This window comes from Nonomuraea fuscirosea (assembly GCF_035917475.1).
In the GTDB taxonomy this organism is placed as follows: domain Bacteria; phylum Actinomycetota; class Actinomycetes; order Streptosporangiales; family Streptosporangiaceae; genus Nonomuraea; species Nonomuraea fuscirosea.
This window is the reverse complement of sequence record NZ_CP109074.1, coordinates 4,034,157-4,051,857: the sequence shown is the minus strand read 5'-3', so window position 1 is coordinate 4,051,857 and position 17,701 is coordinate 4,034,157. Positions and strand designations below refer to the sequence as shown.

Annotated in this window: 14 protein-coding genes; 8 read left to right on the top strand and 6 right to left on the bottom strand. The window is 72.7% G+C overall.

Features of this window, described 5'->3' with window-relative positions:
• Positions 1-133 precede the first annotated feature (133 nt).
• The 3 genes from OIE67_RS18320 (at position 134) to OIE67_RS18310 (ending at position 3,520) form a co-directional block, all read left to right on the top strand.
• On the top strand, positions 134-1,120 hold the full coding sequence (locus OIE67_RS18320; protein WP_326645387.1) for an NAD(P)H-dependent flavin oxidoreductase: 987 nt from the start codon (positions 134-136) through the stop codon (positions 1,118-1,120).
• A 198-nt stretch (positions 1,121-1,318) separates the two neighbouring features.
• The gene (locus OIE67_RS18315) at positions 1,319-2,542 is read left to right on the top strand and encodes a PP2C family protein-serine/threonine phosphatase (protein WP_326641885.1); all 1,224 of its coding nucleotides are present in this window, start codon (positions 1,319-1,321) and stop codon (positions 2,540-2,542) included.
• Positions 2,543-2,608: 66 nt separating this feature from the next.
• Positions 2,609-3,520, top strand: coding sequence for an aldo/keto reductase (locus OIE67_RS18310; protein ID WP_326641884.1), 912 nt, complete (start codon positions 2,609-2,611; stop codon positions 3,518-3,520).
• 14 nt (positions 3,521-3,534) lie between these two features.
• On the opposite strand, the gene OIE67_RS18305 is transcribed toward OIE67_RS18310, so the two are convergent.
• From OIE67_RS18305 to OIE67_RS18290, 4 genes are all read right to left on the bottom strand, one after another.
• The gene (locus OIE67_RS18305) at positions 3,535-5,637 is read right to left on the bottom strand and encodes a glycoside hydrolase family 95 protein (protein ID WP_326641882.1); all 2,103 of its coding nucleotides are present in this window, start codon (positions 5,635-5,637) and stop codon (positions 3,535-3,537) included.
• On the bottom strand, positions 5,634-6,923 hold the full coding sequence (locus OIE67_RS18300; protein ID WP_326641880.1) for an ABC transporter substrate-binding protein: 1,290 nt from the start codon (positions 6,921-6,923) through the stop codon (positions 5,634-5,636). Before OIE67_RS18300 ends, OIE67_RS18305 begins: the two co-directional genes overlap by 4 nt.
• A gap of 63 nt (positions 6,924-6,986) precedes the next feature.
• Entirely contained in the window at positions 6,987-7,838 is an 852-nt protein-coding gene (locus OIE67_RS18295; RefSeq protein WP_326641878.1) for a carbohydrate ABC transporter permease, read from the bottom strand.
• Positions 7,828-8,844, bottom strand: a complete 1,017-nt coding sequence (locus OIE67_RS18290) for a carbohydrate ABC transporter permease (RefSeq protein WP_407674863.1) — start codon at positions 8,842-8,844, stop codon at positions 7,828-7,830. The genes OIE67_RS18295 and OIE67_RS18290 overlap by 11 nt, the downstream gene beginning before the upstream one ends.
• Before the next feature lie 291 nt (positions 8,845-9,135).
• Here OIE67_RS18290 and OIE67_RS18285 point away from each other — a divergent pair, with 291 nt between their 5' ends.
• A complete protein-coding gene (locus OIE67_RS18285; protein ID WP_326641876.1) occupies positions 9,136-10,212 on the top strand; it encodes a LacI family DNA-binding transcriptional regulator in 1,077 nt (358 codons plus the stop codon).
• A 258-nt stretch (positions 10,213-10,470) separates the two neighbouring features.
• Entirely contained in the window at positions 10,471-11,466 is a 996-nt protein-coding gene (locus tag OIE67_RS18280) for a C40 family peptidase (protein WP_326645384.1), read from the top strand.
• Between the two features lie 107 nt (positions 11,467-11,573).
• On the opposite strand, the gene OIE67_RS18275 is transcribed toward OIE67_RS18280, so the two are convergent.
• Both OIE67_RS18275 and OIE67_RS18270 read right to left on the bottom strand, forming a co-directional pair.
• Positions 11,574-12,629: a ferritin-like domain-containing protein gene (locus OIE67_RS18275; RefSeq protein WP_326641874.1), complete on the bottom strand. Its 1,056-nt coding sequence runs from the start codon at positions 12,627-12,629 to the stop codon at positions 11,574-11,576.
• 3 nt (positions 12,630-12,632) lie between these two features.
• Positions 12,633-14,396 carry a hypothetical protein gene (locus tag OIE67_RS18270; RefSeq protein ID WP_326641873.1) on the bottom strand — a complete coding sequence of 588 codons (1,764 nt, stop codon included), beginning with the start codon at positions 14,394-14,396 and terminating at the stop codon, positions 12,633-12,635.
• 354 nt (positions 14,397-14,750) lie between these two features.
• Here OIE67_RS18270 and OIE67_RS18265 point away from each other — a divergent pair, with 354 nt between their 5' ends.
• Genes OIE67_RS18265 through OIE67_RS18255 form a run of 3 tightly spaced genes read left to right on the top strand, consistent with a single transcriptional unit; the run spans position 14,751 to position 17,686 of the window.
• Complete coding sequence (locus OIE67_RS18265; RefSeq protein ID WP_326641871.1) at positions 14,751-15,581, top strand: peptidoglycan recognition protein family protein; 831 nt, start codon at positions 14,751-14,753, stop codon at positions 15,579-15,581.
• 18 nt (positions 15,582-15,599) lie between these two features.
• Complete coding sequence (locus OIE67_RS18260; protein WP_106239257.1) at positions 15,600-16,898, top strand: family 4 glycosyl hydrolase; 1,299 nt, start codon at positions 15,600-15,602, stop codon at positions 16,896-16,898.
• Positions 16,899-16,906: 8 nt separating this feature from the next.
• Positions 16,907-17,686 (top strand): DeoR/GlpR family DNA-binding transcription regulator, encoded by a 780-nt coding sequence (locus OIE67_RS18255; RefSeq protein WP_326641867.1) that lies wholly within the window; start codon positions 16,907-16,909, stop codon positions 17,684-17,686.
• The last annotated feature ends 15 nt before the right edge of the window (positions 17,687-17,701 follow it).

Here is a 17,701-nt window from a genome sequence, read left to right as displayed (position 1 = left end):
CGAAGAAGCCGCGACCCCGGCGACCTGCCCGGGTCCCTGGAGCGGATGATCGGCCTCATCGGCGACGCCCCGGCCGGCGGCGGCCCGTGCGCGGGGCTCCGGATCGGACGGGATACGCTGGCGCGCGTTGCCGGTGGGCGAGCGGGAGGGGCCGATGTTGCGTACCTGGCTGACCGAGCGATTCGGGCTGGAGGTGCCGCTGGTCGGGGCGCCGATGGCGGGAGTGAGTGACGGGCGGCTGGCGGCTGCCGTGTCGGCGGCGGGCGGGCTCGGCATGTTCGGGGCGCCGGCCACCGCGTCGGCCCCGTGGATCGCCGAGCAGGCCGCCGTCGCCGCCGCGAGCGGCCGGCCGTATGGGATCGGGCTGATGGCCTGGGCGCTGGAGGAGCGGCCCGGCCAGCTGGACGCGGTGCTGGAGGCGCGACCCGCCCTGGTGTCGGTGAGCTACGGGGACTTCGCGCGTTACGTGGAGCCGCTGCGTGCGGCCGGGATCACCGTGGCCACGCAGGCGGGCACCACGCGGGAGGCACTGGAGGCCGAGCGGGCCGGGGTGGACGTGATCGTGGCGCGCGGCGGAGAAGGCGGCGGCCACGGCAGGGACGAGGTGGCCACACTGCCGCTGCTGCAGGGCGTGCTGGACGCGGTGAGCGTCCCGGTGCTGGCCGCCGGCGGCATCGCGACGGCCCGCGGGCTGGCCGCCGTGCTGGCCGCGGGCGCGGAGGGCGCCTGGGTGGGCACGGCGTTCCTGGGGTGCGCCGAGACGACGCTGTCCGGGGCGGCCAGGGAGCGCGTTCTGGCCACGGAGGAGACGGGCACCGCCTACGGCCGGGTCTTCGACGTCGCGCAGCGGCTGGCCTGGCCGCCGGAGTTCGGGGGGCGGGCGCTGCGCAACGCGTTCTTCGACCGGTGGGACGGGCGGGAGGAGGCGCTGGCCGCCGACGAGGCCGCGCGGGCCGAACTGGAGGCCGCACGGGCGAAGGGCGACTTCGACGGCGCGTACGTCTACGCGGGCCAGGCGGTGGGTTTGGTACGGCGGGAGCGCACGGCCGCGGACGTGGTGGCCGGCTTCAAGGCCGCGCGGGAACTGCTCGCCCGCCGCTTCGACGACCCGCCCGCTTAGGAACGAACTCCGCTCGGCGCGTCGCCGCCGCTCCGGGGCTGTCCCGACCGGCGCTCTACCGCCGTCCCATGGCTGCCCCTCCCGGCGCTGCACGGCGCGGCGATGTCCGGCGTTCCCCGGCGTTCGGTGCGTTCGTGATCCCGGGGGCGGCTCGGTGGGTAGGGAGCCGTCAGGGCAGGAGCCGGGAAGGGAGCGGATGTGCGGGACGAAGGTGAGCGCGCCCTCAGCGGCCTGCTGGAGTTCATGCACCTCAACGGGATGGAGGAGCTGCCGTCCGCCGTCGAGGAGCACGCGCGGCCGCTCGGCCTGTCCGAGACGGACATCTACCTGACCGATCTGCAGCAGTTGCAGCTCATCCGCCTGCCGGGCAGACAGGACCAGGACGACGAGCCGCCCAAGCCGATCCGGATCGACGGCACCCTGCCGGGCCGCGCCTTCCGCTTGGTGGAGATCGTCCGCGGCCGCTCCCCCGCCACCCCGGCGGACCCGGAGGGCCGGCCGCGGTTGTGGGTGCCGTTGCTCGACGGCGCCGAACGGGTCGGCGTGATGGGCATCACCGTCCCCGGCTACACGGAGCCGGTCGAGGAGCGGGCCAAAGCTCTGGCCTCGCTGGTGGCGCTGCTGGTGATCAGCAAGCGCCTGCACAGCGACTCCTACGCCCGGCTGGTACGCGCCCGCCCGCTGACCCTGTCGGCCGAGGTGCTGTGGAACCTGCTGCCCCCCGGCACGTTCGCCAACGGTGACGTGGTGGTGAGCGCGGCGCTGGAGCCCGCGTACGAGATGGGCGGCGACGCGTTCGACTACGCCGTGGACGGCCGCCACCTGCATCTGTCGATCTTCGACGCCATGGGGCACGACACCGCCGCCGGGCTGACCGCCTCCATCGCCATGGGCGCCTCCCGCACCCATCGCCGTCAGGGGCTGGCCCTGCCGGAGGTCGCCGAGGCGGTCGACGCGGCCGTCAAGGAGCAGTTCACCGGGCGGTTCGTCACGGGGATCCTGGCCCGGCTGGACCTGCGAACCGGAGCGCTCACCTGGGTCAACCGGGGTCACCACCCGCCGCTTGTGCTGCGGGAGGGTCGCCTGGTGACGACGCTGGACAGCGTGCCCGACCCGCCGATGGGCTTCGGCCTGACCCCCTCGACGGGCCTGCTGCGGTACCAGTTGCAGCCGGGTGACCGGCTGCTGTTCTACACCGACGGCGTCATCGAGGCGCAGAGCCCGGCCGGGGAACTGTTCGGGCTGAAGCGGTTCATCCAGTTCGTGGTCCGGCGGGAGGCGGACGGGCTCGCGGCTCCCGAGACGATGCGGCGGCTGATCCAGGAGATCCTGGAGCACCAGCATGGGCGGCTCCAGGACGACGCGACGGTGATGACGGTGGAGTGGCGCAGCCGGAGCAGCAGGCAGCAGTTCCGGCTCTGATCCGGCTGTCGCGGGATGCCGTGGGATGATCGGGACGAAGAGGCGAAAAAGGAGAGGCAGGCCACGGTGCCAGAGCAGCACGAGCGACGCGTACCCGGAATGTCAGGCCCGCTGGAGGCGGTGACCGTCGGCCTGTCGGCGCTCGGCCGCGAGCCGGACGGCGAGAAGCTGGCGGACGCGCTCATGTCCGGCCGCTTCCGCCAGCTCGACACCTCCAACGAGTACGCGGGCGGCCGCAGCGAGACGCTGATCGGGCAGGCGCTCGCGAACGCCGGCGGCGCCGGGGTGACGATCTTCACGAAGGCGGACCGCGACCCGGACACGGGCGTGTTCGACGGTGACCGGGTGATGCGCTCGTTCGAGGAGACGATCACCCGGCTGGGCGTCGAGCGGCTGCCGGTCTACCACCTGCACGACCCGTTCACGATCACGCTGTCGGAGGCGATGGCGCCCGGCGGCGCGGTGCCGGCGCTGGTGTCGCTGCGCGAGCAGGGGCTCGTCGGCGAGATCGGCATCGCGGCGGCGGGCGGCACGCTGGTGCAGGACTACATCCGTACGGACGCGTTCGACGCGGTCCTCACCCACAACCGCTACACGCTGGTGGACCGGCGGGGGGAGGACATCCTCGACCTGGCCACGGAGCGGAACATGACGGTCTTCAACGCCGCGCCGTTCGGCGGCGGCATCCTGTCGGGCTCCCCGCGCCGGGCCGGCCGGTACGGCTACCGGCCGATCTCGCCCGAGTTCGGGCAGCACGTGGAGCGGCTGCGGGAGCTGGCGGAGCGGTGGGGCATCGGCCTGGCCGCCGCCGCGCTGCACTTCTCGCTGGCCGAGCCGCGGGTCCATTCGACGGTGGTGGGGGTGACGTCGGTGGCGCGGCTGGAGCAACTGGGGGCGCTGGCCGACACGGTCGTGCCGGACGGCTTCTGGGACGAGGTGGCCGCCCTGGGCTCCCCGCCGCCCTCGCCGGTGGACTGAGCCGGTCGGCCGGTTCAGGGTAGCGGGGACAGGCCCTCGTGGTGGACCGTCCACGTGCCGGGGAAGCCCGGCGTGGGCGGGCCGCCGTCCCAGCCTCTGGCCATGAGCGCGACGGCCGTCAGCAGCCCGCCGTTGCCCGGCAGGTAGACGGGGAGCGTGGCGCTCTGCCGGTTGTGGCCGTTGGGCAGGTACGTGTTCTTCGTCTCGGGCCGCAGCAGCGCCTCGACGGCCAGGTCAGGCTCGCCCAGCCGGGTGGCGGTCATGGCGATGGCGGGGTAGTCCCAGCCCCAGGTGCTCTCCCAGTTCCAGCGGGCGAGCACGTCGTCGAGGGTGCGGCGCATGGTGGCGTTGTCGACGAGGTGCGTCGGGGGGACGACGCCGAGCGCGTACAGCATGGAGGGGTGGTCGTCGCGCACCGTGTACGGCGGCGCGTCCATGGCCGCGTACACCCCGTCGCGCACGAGCGGCCGGGCCATCCCCTCGGCCACCTCGGCCCAGCGCGGCTCGGGCGGCAGGCCCAGCAGCAGCCGCCAGCGCTGCGCCACCCGCAGCGCCCACGACCAGTAGGCCAGCTCGAACGTCGGATTCGCCGCCTCGGCGCGCACGTCCGCGTACGACTCCTGGGCCGGCACCAGCGGCGGCCCCAGCCCGTACCCCTGAGGTCCCTTGACGGCGAAGGCGGCCATGAAGGCGGCGGTGTCGAGCACGAGGTCGCCGTAGCGGGACAGCGCCCGGCGGGTGCCGGCGGCGCGGCGCACCAGCTCGGCCAGGTAGATCGGGTGGGGCTGCTGCCACACCAGGAACGGCCCGATCGGGCTCGGGCTCTCCCGCCCGTCGGGGCCGGTCTGCTTGGGCCAGCGGGCTCCGGGGCAGCCCTGCGCGCGGGCGGTCCCGCGGGCGCGGGGCAGGATGTCGGCGTACCAGGACAGGCTGCGTTCCAGCAGCTCAGGGCGTCCCCACAGCGGGAAGTGCGCCGCGTGCCACCAGTGCATCTCCAGGTGGAAACGGCCACGCCAGCTGTTGGCGATCAGCCCGGTCTCGGCGGGCGGTGAGGAGCCGGCGCAGTGGATCGCCGTGAGGTATTGCGACAGGACGATCCGCCGCTCCAGCTCCGGGGCGCGCTCGTCGCGGCTGCCGGACAGGTCCACCGCTCCGCCCGTGCTCCAGAAACGGGGCCAGTGCCGCGCGGCGGCCTCGGTGACCTCGTCGTGACCCGGGAGTTCCGCCACCGCGTAGCCCGGCGATTCCGCCCCCAGGTGAACCGGCTGTTCCGCCCCGGCGTCGCCTGGCAGGAAGGCGAACGTCAGCTCGGCGACCGGCTCGCGGAAGGTGATCAGGAACTCGTGGGCGCCGGCCACGGTCACCTCGCCACTGCCCGTCATCCGCACGCTCACCTGGTACGCGGTGCCGTCGAGCCGCCGCAGCACCGTGCCGCCGCCGGCGCGGGCGAGCAGGCGGGAGGTGTGCTCCCCCGGCCTGGTCCAGTCGGCCGCGTTCCCCCACGCCTCGGACCCGTACGGGAACGCCAGCCGCACCCCCGTCTCCCCCAGCGCGGGCGACTCCAGCCGCACGCTGATCACGTCCCGGTCGGGATGGCAGACGGTGACGACGTGGAAGGGCGCGCCGCGCAGCAGGTAGCGGCTGGTCAGCGTGCCGGTCCACAGGTCGAGGCGCTGGCGGGCGCCGCTCACGTCCCCGGGGGTGAAGGGCGCTCCGCCGGCCGAGGTCAGCCCGAACCGGCCGAGGTCGAGCCGGTGCGGGTTGGCGCGCAGCCACGACTCGGCGGCCGAGGCGGGGTTCTCGCCGTCGCCGCTCAGGTCGCCGCGCATGTCGACGTACGGGACAGGCCCCCGGGCCGTCCCGTACACGCGGGTCGTGTCCGCCAGCCGGTACGAGCCGGGCATGCTGTGCCAGCCCCACGACGCCATGGTGGCCAGCAGCGTCCCCGGCGCCGTACCGGTGCGGTCCTCGACCGGGTAGGAGCCGGGGAACGTCTGCAGCCCGGTGAGGTCAGCGGTGAAGCAGAGCTCCCCGTTGCCCACCGACAGAGGTGACTCGGGCAGGATCCGGGTCACCTCGACGGCGTGCCGTGCGGCGAGCGCGCGGCGGTCGATCACTGCTTGATCGCCGTCCCGACCTGCTGGACGAAGTCCGTCGCCGCGGCGGCGGGCTGCTGGCGGGCGAACAGCACCTCGGCGTTGACCCGGTCGAGGATCTTCGGCGTGTCGGTGGATCCGGCGGGCCCGATCACCAGCGGCGGCCCGGCCTTCGGCGTGAGCGCGTCGATGAAGGTGGCCTGCGCCTTCTCCGGCTCGCCGAGCACGTCCTGGATGGCCGTGCGGACGTCGGAGTTGGCCGGGATGCCCCGGTCAGCCAGGATGATCTTGCCCGCGTCGGGGCTGTTGACCAGGAAGTCGACGAACTTGGCGGCCTCCTGCGGATGCTCGCTCTTGGCGTTGATGCTGTAGATCTGCGAGGCCTGCAGCCACATGCCGGGCTGCGTGGCGCCGCTCTCGCCGGGCACCCGCATCAGCCGCAGCGGCTGCCCGGCGGCCTTGCTGAGGGCGCTGAGCTGGTTGCTCCAGTCGAACTGCATCGCCGCCTGGCCGCGGCCCATCAGCGACTGCTCGGGCGCGGGCTGGGTGATCAGCTCGGCCGTCTGCGAGGCCGGCGGGGTCGCCCCGGCGTTCATCAGCTCCAGCGTCATCGTCCACCAGTCCACCAGCGTCTTCTCGCCGATGCCGACCTTGCCGTCGGCGGTGTAGAGCGCCTCGCCGCGCTGGCGCGAGTACACGTCCAGCATGTCGGTCCTGGTCGGGTCGGCCAGCGCGAACGTGCCCTTCGGCAGCTTCTGGGCCAGCTCCTTGGCGATGCGCTTGAAGTCGTCCCAGGTCCAGGTGTCCTCCTCGGGCAGGTCCACGCCCGCCTTCTCGAACACGGACTCGTTGACGATGAGGGAGATGGCGTTGACGCCGGTCGGCACGCCGTACTGGACGCCGCCGAACTTGCCGTTGTCCAGCGCGGCGGCGCCGATCTTGTCGGTCTTCAGCCCGGTCTTGGCCAGGTCGAGCAGGGCGCCGCGGTCGCCGTACTCGCGCGGGTAGGCGCCGCCGAGCGTGATGACGTCGGGTGCGCGCCCGCCCGCCACCTCGGTGGCCAGCCGGTCGAAGTAGGAGTTGAAGTCGGTGTAGCCGCCCTTGACCTTGATGCCGGGGTTCTTGGCCTGGAAGGCCTCGATGACCTTCTGGGTGGCGGCCGCCCTGTCGTTGTTGCCCCACCAGCCGAAGCGCAGTTCGACCGCGCCTCCGTCCGAGCCGCCGGACGAGCCGCCGCCGCACGCGGAGACCGCGAGCAGGACGCCGGTGAGACAGAGCGCCGCCAGGCCACTGGTTCTTCTCGGCATGGCCTTCTCCTTCTGTTGGTACGTGGTGACACGGGGGGGGTGACGCGGGTGGGTGGGCGTGGCTCAGCGGAAGCCGGTCGTGGAGATGCCCTGCGTCAGGTAGCGCTGCCCGGCCAGGAAGAACCCGAAGATCGGCGCCAGGCCCACGATGGACATGGCGAACAGCTGGCCCCAGGCCGTCTCGCCCTGCCCGTCCATGAACGAGCGCAGCGCCACGGGCATGGTCCACAGCTCGGGGTCGGTCAGGAAGATGAGCTGGCTGAAGAAGTCGTTCCAGGTCCAGATGAAGGTGAACAGCGCCGAGGTGGCCAGCGCCGGCACCGACAGCGGCATGATGATCCGCCAGTAGATCCTGAAGTGCCCGCAGCCGTCGATGCGGGCCGCCTCGTCCAGCTCCCTGGGCAGGCCGCGGATGAACTGCACCATCAGGAAGATGAAGAACGCGTCGTGCGCCAGGAACTTCGGCACGACCAGCGGCAGGTTCGTGTTGATCCAGTCGAGCTGGGAGAACAGCACGTACTGGGGGACGATGAGCACGTGGATGGGCAGCATCAGCGTCGCCAGCATCATGGCGAAGAAGACGTTCCTGCCCCGGAAGTTCAGCCGCGCGAAGGCGTAGGCGGCCAGCGAGCACGAGATCAGGTTGCCGGCCACGGCCAGCAGGGCGATCACGGCCGAGTTCAGCAGGTAGAAGTGGAACGGGTGCTCCAGCGCCGTCCAGCCGTCGGTGTAGTTGCCCAGGTCGAAGCTGGTCGGCCAGATGGAGGGGTCGCGGAAGATGGTCTCGCTGGGCTTGACCGAGCTGGACACCATCCACAGCAGCGGATAGAGCATCACCAGGCCGAAGCCGATGAGCAGCGCGTGCTTCGATAGGCGGCGCGAGCGTCCGCCGGAGGCCTTGGGTTCAGCCGCCATAGAACACCCACCGCCTGGCGAAGAGGAAGTTGATTCCGGTCAGCACGGCGATGATGGCCAGCAGGAACCACGCCATCGCGGAGGCGTAGCCCATGTCGAAGGAGCCGAAGCCGCGTTCGTACAGGTAGAGCGTGTAGAGCAGGGTCGAGTCCGACGGCCCGCCGCGCCCGCCGCTGACGACGAACGCCTGCGTGAAGCTCTGGAAGGCGCCGATGAGCTGCAGGACGAGGTTGAAGAAGATGATCGGGGTGAGCATCGGCAGCGTGATGTGGAAGAACCTCGTCACCGTGCCCGCGCCGTCCACCTGGGCCGCCTCGTAGTACGAGGTGGGGATCTGGCGCAGCCCGGCCAGGAAGATGACCATGGGCGCGCCGAACGTCCAGGCGTTGAGCAGCACGAGCGTGCCGAGGGCGAAGTCCGGATGCGACACCCAGCTGACGCCCTCCGTGCCGAACAGCGCCAGCACCTGGTTGACCAGGCCGTCCTTGCCGAAGATCTGCCGCCACAGGATGGCGATCGACACGCTGCCCGCCAGCAGCGAGGGCAGGTAGTAGACCGACCGGTAGAAGCTCAGCCCGCGCACGCCGCGGTTGAGCAGGAGCGCCAGGGCCAGCGCCAGCACGAGCTGGATGGGCACCGACACGAACACGTAGACGAACGTGACCAGCAGCGACTTGTGCAGCCGCGGGTCGGCGAGCATCTCGCGGTAGTTGTCCAGCCCGAGCCATTCCGGCGGCTTGAGCAGGGTGTACTCGGTGAAGGACAGGTAGAGCGAGGCCAGGATCGGCCCCACGGTGAACAGTGCCATGCCGATGAACCAGGGCGTGAGGAACAGATAGCCGATCCGGTCGCGTGGCGGGCCGCTGATCTTTCTGTGGCCGTCCGGACGCCGGGCCTTGAGCCGCGTCCGGACGGGTGAGGTGCTGGTCGGCGAGACGGTCGTCTCGGGGGTTCCGGGGGTTTCGGGGGTTTCGGGGGTTTCGGGGGGATGCAAACGTTCGCTCATCTATTACCCTTCACGGTCGCGCTGAGCCGCACGCGACCGGGGACCATCAGGGACGCAAGCCGTGAGGCGCCTGCGAGTAACCAGTTTCTAACATTGCCCACATCGGGTGTCAACGCTTGGTCAGCCGTGCGATGACCTGCGTGGACGGGCATCGGCGCAGGACTTGCGCTGTTTTCGGCAAGCGGTTGTAATACCTGGTGAGAAACCGGTATCTCAGCGTCGGCGCCCGGCCGGGGGGCCGGTGTGATGTCATGCGTGCGAGACGACGGCCGAGCGCGTGGGGGAGAGCGGATGAGGGCGAGCCCCGAAGACAGAGACGGAGACGATGAGCGGGAAGCGGCGCTGCCCACGGCGGGGCGTGTGACGGGGCGGCGCGGGCCGCGACCGGCCGGGCCGGCCACGATCAGCAGTGTCGCCGCGGCCGCGGGGGTCTCGCGGGCCACGGTGTCGCGGGTCATGAACGGCTCGCCGAGCGTGCACCCCGAGCTGGCCGCCCGGGTCAGGGCCGCGGCCGCGGCGCTCGACTACGAGCCGAGCGCGGCCGCGCGCCGGCTCGCGCTCGGCCGCACGGGCACTGTCGCGCTGGTCGTCCCCGACCTGTCCAACCCGCTCTTCCAGAACGTGCTGCGCGGGCTCAGCCAGGCCGCCGGCAAGGCGGGCTGCCAGTTGCTGGTGGTCGAGTCGGACGAGGACCCCGAGGAGGAGGTGGTCCTGGCGCTGGAGGCGCGGCGCAACGCCGACGGGATCGTGCTGGCCTCGCCCAGGGCGCCGGACGCGCGGCTGCGTGAGCTGAGCGAGCGGCTGGCGCCGTTCGTGCTGGTCTACCGGGAGGTCGCCGGGCTGGGCGCGCCGTCGTTGTCGATCGACAACCGGGCCGGCATCGGCGAGATCGTGGCCCACCTCACCGCGCTCGGCCATCGCCGGGTGGCCTACCTCGCCGGACCGCCGGCCAGCGCGGGCAACGCCGAGCGGCTGGCCGCGCTGCGCGCCGCCCGCGGGCTGGAGCTGACCGTGCTGCCGTGCGGGTCGATGTTCGACCACGGCCACGCCGCCGCCGGGGCGGTGGTGGCGTGCGGGGCCAGCGCGGTCGTGGGGTTCAACGACATGGTGGCCTCAGGCGTGCTGACCGGCCTGCGCGAGCTGGACGTTCAGGTGCCCGGCGAGGTGTCGGTGGTCGGGTTCGACGACATCGCGTTCGCCCGCTACACCTCGCCGCCGCTGACCACGGTGGCCATCCCGGCGAACGAGCTGGGGCGGCAGGCGTGGGAGCGGCTCTGGGCGCTGATGAACGGCGAGAGCGGCGGCTACAACGTGCGCTACCAGCCCCGGCTGCTCGTCCGCGACAGCACCGGCCCCGCACCGTCCTGAAGGTCACCGCGCCCTGAAGGTCCCCGGTGTCCCGAAGGTGCCCGCCGTCCTGAAAATCCCCGCCGTCCCGAGGATCCTCGCCGCCCCGAGGATCCCGCCCTCGGCGGCCAGGTGGCGGGCGGTGGCGGCGCCGATTTCGCGGCCGGCGCCGGTATCCGTCTCCCGGCGACTGAACATCGGCGGAGCGCACTGCGTACCTCCTGACGAAGCCATGACGAGGCGACGGCGAGGCGACGCGGAGGAGGCGGGACGGTGACGATGGCCGGGCTCGGACGGATGGCGGGCGTCATGACCGTGACGGTGACGGCCGCTGTCACGGTGGCGGTGACGGGCGCCATGGCCGTGCCCGGCGCCGCGCTGGCCGATCCCACGCCGGCCCAGGCCAGGGCCAAGCTGGTGAAGCTGAACGAGCAGGCCGACCAGCTCGTCGAGCGCTTCAACCAGGCCACGGAGACCTACGGCAAGGCCAGGAAGAAGTACGAGAAGCTGGACACCGAGCTGCGCGCCAAGCAGGCGCAGGCCGAGGCGCTGCGCGGCGAGGTGGCCGAGCTGGCGCTCAACGACTACCAGATGGGCGGCCCGCTCGGCTGGCAGCGGTACGTGGTCCAGGGCCGGCCGGAGGCGATGCTCGGCGGCATGGCCTCCCTGGAGCAGATCATGCTGGACCGGGCGGCCAAGGTGCGCGCCTTCCACAGCGCGACCGAGGACCTGCGCAAGCGGCGCGACGCGGCCAAGGGTGTGCTGGCCGAGGCGGAGAGCGCCCGCGACGACGTACGCGACGAGAAGTCGAAGGTGGACAAGCTCGTCGGCGAGCAGACGAAGCTGCTGCGCAGGCTGGGCGCCTTCAACACCGGCAACCCGCGCAGCACCGGCATCACCTACACGGGACCCGCCTCCGGCAACGCCCGCCAGGCGCTGCAGTTCGCGTTCGCGCAGGTCGGCAAGCCATACCGGTACGGCGGCACGGGGCCGGGCTCGTGGGACTGCTCGGGTCTGGCCCAGGCGGCCTGGCGCGCGGCCGGGGTGCGGCTGCCGCGCACCACGTACACGCAGTGGAGCTGGGGCGCCGCCCGGCGCGTGCCGGTGAGCCAGGCGCAGCCGGGCGACCTGCTGTTCAGCAGGGGTCTCGGGCACATGGGCCTGTACGTGGGCGACGGCAAGATGGTGCACGCGCCGCAGACCGGGGACGTCGTCAAGGTCGTCGTGCTGGACGACTACTGGCGCAACCGCCTCGTCGGCGCGGTCCGCCCCTGAACCTCCTGACGACGCCTCGGACAGCGCCGCCGGCGACGACCACGGACGACAGCGCCCCGACGACGCCCCCGGCACAGCTCCCGAGAGCGCCCTGGCCGGGCACTCCGTTACAGGTTGACGGGCGCGCGGGTGAACACCGGCCCGGCGTGCCGCCCGGTGGGGACGCCGGCGGCCGGCACGGGCATGGTGGCCAGCATCTGGCCGGCCAGCTTCAGCTCGAACATGACGCCCATCGCCGCGTCGAGATGCCCGGGGTCGCCGTCCACGCAGCGCTGCAGCCCGTCGAGCAGCCGGGTGAACGTCACCCTGAACTGGTGCACGCGCCGCCACGCCTCGCTCTCCGGGTCGAGGTCGGCGGCCCGCTGGTTCGGCGTGAGCGGCCACACCCCGTCGGCGTCGAAGGGGTAGGGGGCGCCGCTGTAGGAGAAGCCGGCCGGGGCGGACGGGTCGCGCACCAGGCGGCGGCCCTTGGCGATGGCGGCGAAACGGTAGTAGTGGGCGATGTCGCCGTCGGGGTCGACCGGCGAGTCGGGCGTGCCCTCGCCCTCCTCCACGATGAGCCCGATGGCGCGGGCGGCGTCCTTGGTGGTCGTGATCGGGAAGAGCCGGTCGGGGCCGAACCACGCGGGCGCGACCACCTGCCGCCGCACGTCACCGGGCAGCACGGCCTGGGGCAGGGCGAGCAGCGCGTCGGACAGCGTGCGGTAGAACTCGCCGATCGTGGCGAACTCCGGCGGCGCGCCCGCCCCGTCGGCCTGCCGGAACGTCAGCGGGTTCTCCGGCTCCTCGATCCGCATGAACACCGACTCCATGAGCCCGAGGGAGAACGGTTCGAGCCCGACGACGAGGTCCTCGCCGATGCCGAGCGGCAGCGGCCCCGGATAGTCGGGGACGAAGTCCGCGGCGTCGAGCGCCGGCCTGGCGCCGAGGGCGTTCAGCAGATTGCACCCGATGAGCAGGTGCAGCATCTCGTCCACGACGACGTCGTGCACGGCCCACCAGATGTCGCGGTTGCGGCCCGGCTTGAGCGACAGCATGGCGGTGAGGTACGGCGGGATGGTGGCGAACTCCAGCCGGACGGCGTCCTGGACCCGCGGGACGAGGTCGGCGGGCTGCTGCGCCCTGCTCAGCTCCTCGACGGCGGCGCGGTCGATCTTCAGCATCGGTCAGTCGCTCCCTTCGGCGGCCCGGTCGAGCCGTCTCCTGATCCGCTCGGCGCTCTCGTGCGCGGCCGTCGTCTTGGCGACGGACTCCCGCTCCGCCCGCCCCGGCACGGTGCGCGCCATGGCCCGGGGGCCGGTGGGCAGCCCGCGCAGCCAGCGCAGGATCGTGGCCCGCTTCGGCTCGGACAGGTCGCGGGTGACGGGCATGTGGTTGGGGTCGGTGATGTCGCGCGACAGCGCCAGCAGCATGGCGGCCCGCCAGGGCTTGAGCGCCTCCAGGTCGCCGAGGTTCACCAGGTGCTCGCCCATGATCGGATAGTGCAGGGCGTACGGGGCGAGGAGCCGCCGTACCTCGTGTTCGAGGTCCTCGTCCGCGGGCGGGACGTGGGCGTCGCGCACGTGGGCGACGATCACGTCGAAGCGCGGGTCGAGGCCGGTGCCGTCCAGGTCGAGCGTGCCGTCCGCGGCGACGCGCGGGCTGTAGCCGACCTGCTCGACGATGCCGTCCAGCGCGCCGCGCGGGTTGCCCGGGTCGGCGGCGTCCAGGGGCACCGTGGCGGTGCCGCCGGGACCGGTCTCGACCGTGGCGGGTCCCGTGAGCACGGAGCCGGGGCCCTGGGCGGAGGCGAGGTGGATCGTCAGGCCGGCGGCGGGCGCGCCGCGGCGCCGCGCGTGCAGGGTGACCGTGGCGCGGGCGCCGGCCTCGACGCGGTGCACGAAGTCGTCGGCCCTGACGTACAGGCCGTCCGCGATCTCCCTGGAGACCACGAGCCGGCTGCCGTCGGGCCTGGCGGTGACCAGCGCGAGCGGAAGGCGGGCGAGCGCCTCGGCGGCGTCGCGGGCGAGCGGGAGCGAGACGACGCCCGCGGGCGGGAGCTCCGGCAGCAGCGAGATCGTGCCGAGGTCGAGCCCGGCGCCGGGCGCGAGGACATCGCCGGCCCGCACGTCCTCGCCGGGCAGCACGGCGACACCGATCGCGGCCGCCTCGGGGTGCACGGTCCCGGTCACGTCGGCGAGCGGATAGGCGTTGCCGAGGTCGAGCACGAGCCGGTCGCCGGTGACGACGGCCACGGCCGTGCCGATGGGGACGTCCTCGGTCAGCAGGCCCGCGTCGAGCCGGCGTCCCGCGACGAACGACGTCGGCTCCCCCTCCCGCCACGGCCCGACGCAGCCGGTGAGCCTGCCGGTCGCGAACGTGACGCCGCCGCGCCTGGCGTCGATCCCGTACACGTTGAGCCCGATCGACAGCCGCTGCGGCGACGCCTCACGCAGGGCGGCCAGCACGGGGACGGAACCGGCGCCCGGCCCGTACTCGACGTCCTCCAGGACGGAGATCCACGAGGCGCCGAGCCCGCCGAAGCCGTCATCGGGGACGCGCGGCCACAGGTCGCGGAAGGCCGCGGGCCGGTAGCGGCCGGACAGCAGCGTCTCGCCGTCGTAGCCGGTGAGCCGGACGGTCAGCCCCCAGATCTCGGTGGAGAACTGCCAGTCGGGGTCGAGGTCGGCGAGCTTGGCCGCGGCCCGGTCGCGGGTGGCGGCCACGACCAGACCGAAGGCCGGGTCGTCCTTGGTCAGCGGCCTGCCGGGCGCGCTCTCCCCGCCGTCGACCACGCAGCCGAGCAGGTCGAACGTGCCGCAGCCGTACGGGTTCCAGCCCGGATCGGGCGCGCCGCCCGTGCCGAAGGAGGACGGGTCGTTGTTCATGGTCGGCACGTCGCTGAGGAACCGGCCCGCGAAGGTGATGCGCGGGCTGTCGAGATGACTCATGGTGGCGCTCCCCCTGTCCGTTCGGTATCGGATCGTGCGAAGGACGCTGAGATCGGGCCCCGTCCCCTTCAGCTCCCACCACACACTGATGCCGCACCGCCGGGCCGGGCACTGCCCCCGGGGATAGACCTCAGGGACCGCGCTCCGGGCCGCGCTCCGCCGGAATCTTCACGACTTTTCCGGCTGCGCTCGGGTACGGCATGCTAATGATCTGTAAGCACCCGCCCGCGATCGCCGCGGGCCGAGGTCACGATCACGAGCACATCCAGCAGTGATCACATACCGCGACTGAGCGGCCACCAATCGTCGATCGAAGGTTGTGAGACTCATCGAGACACATGACGGAGGTACCCGATGCCCTTCCTGACCCAGCTCGCCGACGTCGCCCGCCGCACCGGGCACCCCGTGACCGAGGTGGGCGGCTGGAAGACGCGCGGCCACGGGCCGCAGCCGGAGGTGAAGGGCATCGTCTGCCATCACACCGCCGGACCGGCCGCCGGCGGCGACTACCCCTCGCTCGCGGTGGTGCGCGACGGCCGCCCCGGGCTCGACGGGCCGCTGTCGCACTTCGGGCTCGGCAGGTCGGGGCACGTCTACGTCATCGCGGCCGGGCGCTGCTGGCACAACGCCCCCTCGACCTCGCCGCAGCACACCAACTCCAGCTCGATCGGCATCGAGGCGGAGAACGACGGCTCCCAGCCGTGGCCGGCCGTGCAGCTGGACGCCTACCGCAAGCTCTGCGCCGAGCTGTGCCGCGAGTTCGGGCTGCCCGCCTCGCGGGTCAAGGCGCACCGGGAGGTCAACACGGCCAAGCCCGACCCCCACTCCATCGACATGAACGACTTCAGGGCGGCCGTCGCCGCCCTCGTGAACGGCGCGCCCGCGCCCGGACCGACCGGACCACCCGGACCTACCTGGACGGAGGACATCTTGCGCGAACTGCCGCTGATCCGGCTCGGTGACGACAACTACGACGTCAAGACCGTGAGGGGGTGCCTGTTCGCCCGGGGGCACGTGCCGCCGACGGCGTACGCCGGCATCCAGGACGGCCTGGAGGGCTGGCTGAAGACCACGCAGTGCGACAACGGGCTGGTGGAGCTGGTGCGCGGCTTCCAGCGGGCCGAGGGCATCGACGAGGACGGTCTCGTCGGGCCCGCGACCTGGGCGCCGCTGCTGCGCGTTTAGGCGTGCCATACTTCGGGAATGGCGCGGATCGTCTTCATCGGGGTCGGTGACGTGGAGCTGACGCGCCGCGTCGCCTCCGCCCTGATGCTCGCCCCCTCGCTGCGCGGCGAGCTGGAAATCGTGCTGCACGACGACGACCCCGGCCGGCTGGCGACCACCGAGCGGCTCGTGCGGGCCCTCGACGCCGAGGCGCGGGCGGACGCGAAGATCCGCAGTGTGTTCGACCGCAGGCAGGCGCTCAAGGGCGCCGGGTTCGTCGTCGCCCACCTCGACGTCGGAGGCTTCGAGGCGACGCTGCGCGACTTCGAGATCCCCCACCGCTACGGTCTGCGCCAGACCATCGGCGACACGATCGGCATCGGGGGCGTCTTCCGCGGCCTGCGGATGATCCCCGTGCTGGTCGAGCTGGCCGCGCAGATGGCCGAGGAGTGCCCCGACGCCTGGCTGCTGAGCTGCAGCGATCCGATGGCGATGACCGGGTGGGCGGTGCACGAGGCGACCGGGTTCGAGCGGTTCGCCGGGTTGTGCCACTCGGTGTGCGACACGCACGCGTACCTGGCCGACCTGGTGGGCCGCGACGAGGACGAGGTGAGCTTCCTCAGCGCGGGCCTCAACCACCAGTCGTTCGTGCTGCGCTTCGAGGCGGGCGGGCGCTCGCTCTACCCGGAGCTCGACGCGGTGCTCGACGCCGATCCGCAGCTGCGGCGGCACGTACGCGCCGAGCTCTACCGCACCTTCGGCTACTTCCCCACCCAGTCGAGCGAGCACGCCGCCGAGTACGTGCCCTGGATCATGCGGCACCCCGACGAGACCTCACGGCTCGGCGTGCCGGTCGAGGAATACCTGCGCCGCGTCGGCAAGAGCCTGCACCTGTACGAGGAGACGCGGCGGGCCCTGTCCGCCGGCCATCCGCTGCTGATCCGCTGGCAGCACCAGGAGCCCGCCGCGGCGGCGATCCTGGCCATGCTGACCGGCGAGGAGAAGGAGATCTACGTCAACGTGGCCAACCGGGGCCTGATCGGCAACCTGCCCGCGGGCAGCTGTGTGGAGGTGCCGGCCGACGTGGGCGCGGGCGGGGTACGGCCCAGGGCCGTGGGCGACCTGCCCGTGCAGCTGGCCGCGCTCAACCGGACCTTCCTCAACGTGGTCGAGCTGACCGTGCGCGCCGCCCTCGACGGCGAGCGCGGCCACGTCTACCACGCGGCGATGCTCGACCCGAACACGGCGGCCACGCTGCCGCTGCCCGCGATCGAGCGGCTCTGCGACGAGCTGATCGAGGCGCACGGCGACCTGCTGCCGCCGGCGGTCCGTGCATGATGGAGTCGATGCCGACCGAGGTGCGGCGCGAGCGCATGCTGGCGCTGCTCACCGAGCAGGAGTTCGCCAGGGTCGCGGAGCTGGCCGAGGCGTTCGGGGTGTCCAGCGTGACCGTCCGCGCGGACCTCGACGCGCTGGAGGAGCAGGGCCGGGTGCGCCGGGTGCGCGGCGGCGCCGTGTCGGCCGGGCCGGCGCCGCACGTCGAGCCGTCGTTCGAACTGTCGCTGGGCACGGCGGCGGTGGAGAAGTCGCTGATCGGGAAGATCGCCGCCCGGCTGGTCGGCTCGGGCGAGAGCGTGCTGATGGGAGCCGGCACCACCACCTCCTACGTGGCCAGGGAGCTGGTCGCGCGCTCCGACCTGACCGAGGTGACGGTGTTCACCAACGGGCTGCGCACGGCGCTGGAGCTGGAGCCGGCGCTGCCCAGGATCTCGGTCGTGGTGACCGGCGGCAGCCTGCGCCGCCAGCAGCACTCGCTGGTCGACCCGCTGGGCGGCAAGCTGCTGGAGGGCATCAGGGCCCACACCGTCATCCTGGGCTGCGGCGGCGTGGACGCCGTGGGCGGGGTGACCAACGTGAGCCTGCCCGACGCGGAGATGAAGCAGCGCATGTTGCGCGCCGCCGCCAGGAAGATCCTGGTCGCGGACGCGTCCAAGCTGGGCGTGGTGGAGATGGCGCCGATCTGCGCGATCGGCGACATCGACCTGCTGATCACGGGCGAGTCGGCCGACCCGGAGTGCGTGGCGGCGCTCCGGGACAAGGGACTTGAGGTCGAGATCGCCCGCTGAGCACGCGTGCTGAGC

Coding starts and splice junctions, on each gene's coding strand:
- OIE67_RS18300 (WP_326641880.1), bottom strand. CDS start 6,923: ATGCCGAGAAGAACCAGTGGCCTGGCGGCGCTCTGTCTCACCGGCGTC.
- OIE67_RS18295 (WP_326641878.1), bottom strand. CDS start 7,838: ATGGCGGCTGAACCCAAGGCCTCCGGCGGACGCTCGCGCCGCCTATCG.
- OIE67_RS18290 (WP_407674863.1), bottom strand. CDS start 8,844: ATGAGCGAACGTTTGCATCCCCCCGAAACCCCCGAAACCCCCGAAACC.
- OIE67_RS18285 (WP_326641876.1), top strand. CDS start 9,136: ATGAGGGCGAGCCCCGAAGACAGAGACGGAGACGATGAGCGGGAAGCG.
- OIE67_RS18280 (WP_326645384.1), top strand. CDS start 10,471: ATGGCCGGGCTCGGACGGATGGCGGGCGTCATGACCGTGACGGTGACG.
- OIE67_RS18275 (WP_326641874.1), bottom strand. CDS start 12,629: ATGCTGAAGATCGACCGCGCCGCCGTCGAGGAGCTGAGCAGGGCGCAG.
- OIE67_RS18270 (WP_326641873.1), bottom strand. CDS start 14,396: ATGAGTCATCTCGACAGCCCGCGCATCACCTTCGCGGGCCGGTTCCTC.
- OIE67_RS18265 (WP_326641871.1), top strand. CDS start 14,751: ATGCCCTTCCTGACCCAGCTCGCCGACGTCGCCCGCCGCACCGGGCAC.
- OIE67_RS18260 (WP_106239257.1), top strand. CDS start 15,600: ATGGCGCGGATCGTCTTCATCGGGGTCGGTGACGTGGAGCTGACGCGC.
- OIE67_RS18255 (WP_326641867.1), top strand. CDS start 16,907: ATGCCGACCGAGGTGCGGCGCGAGCGCATGCTGGCGCTGCTCACCGAG.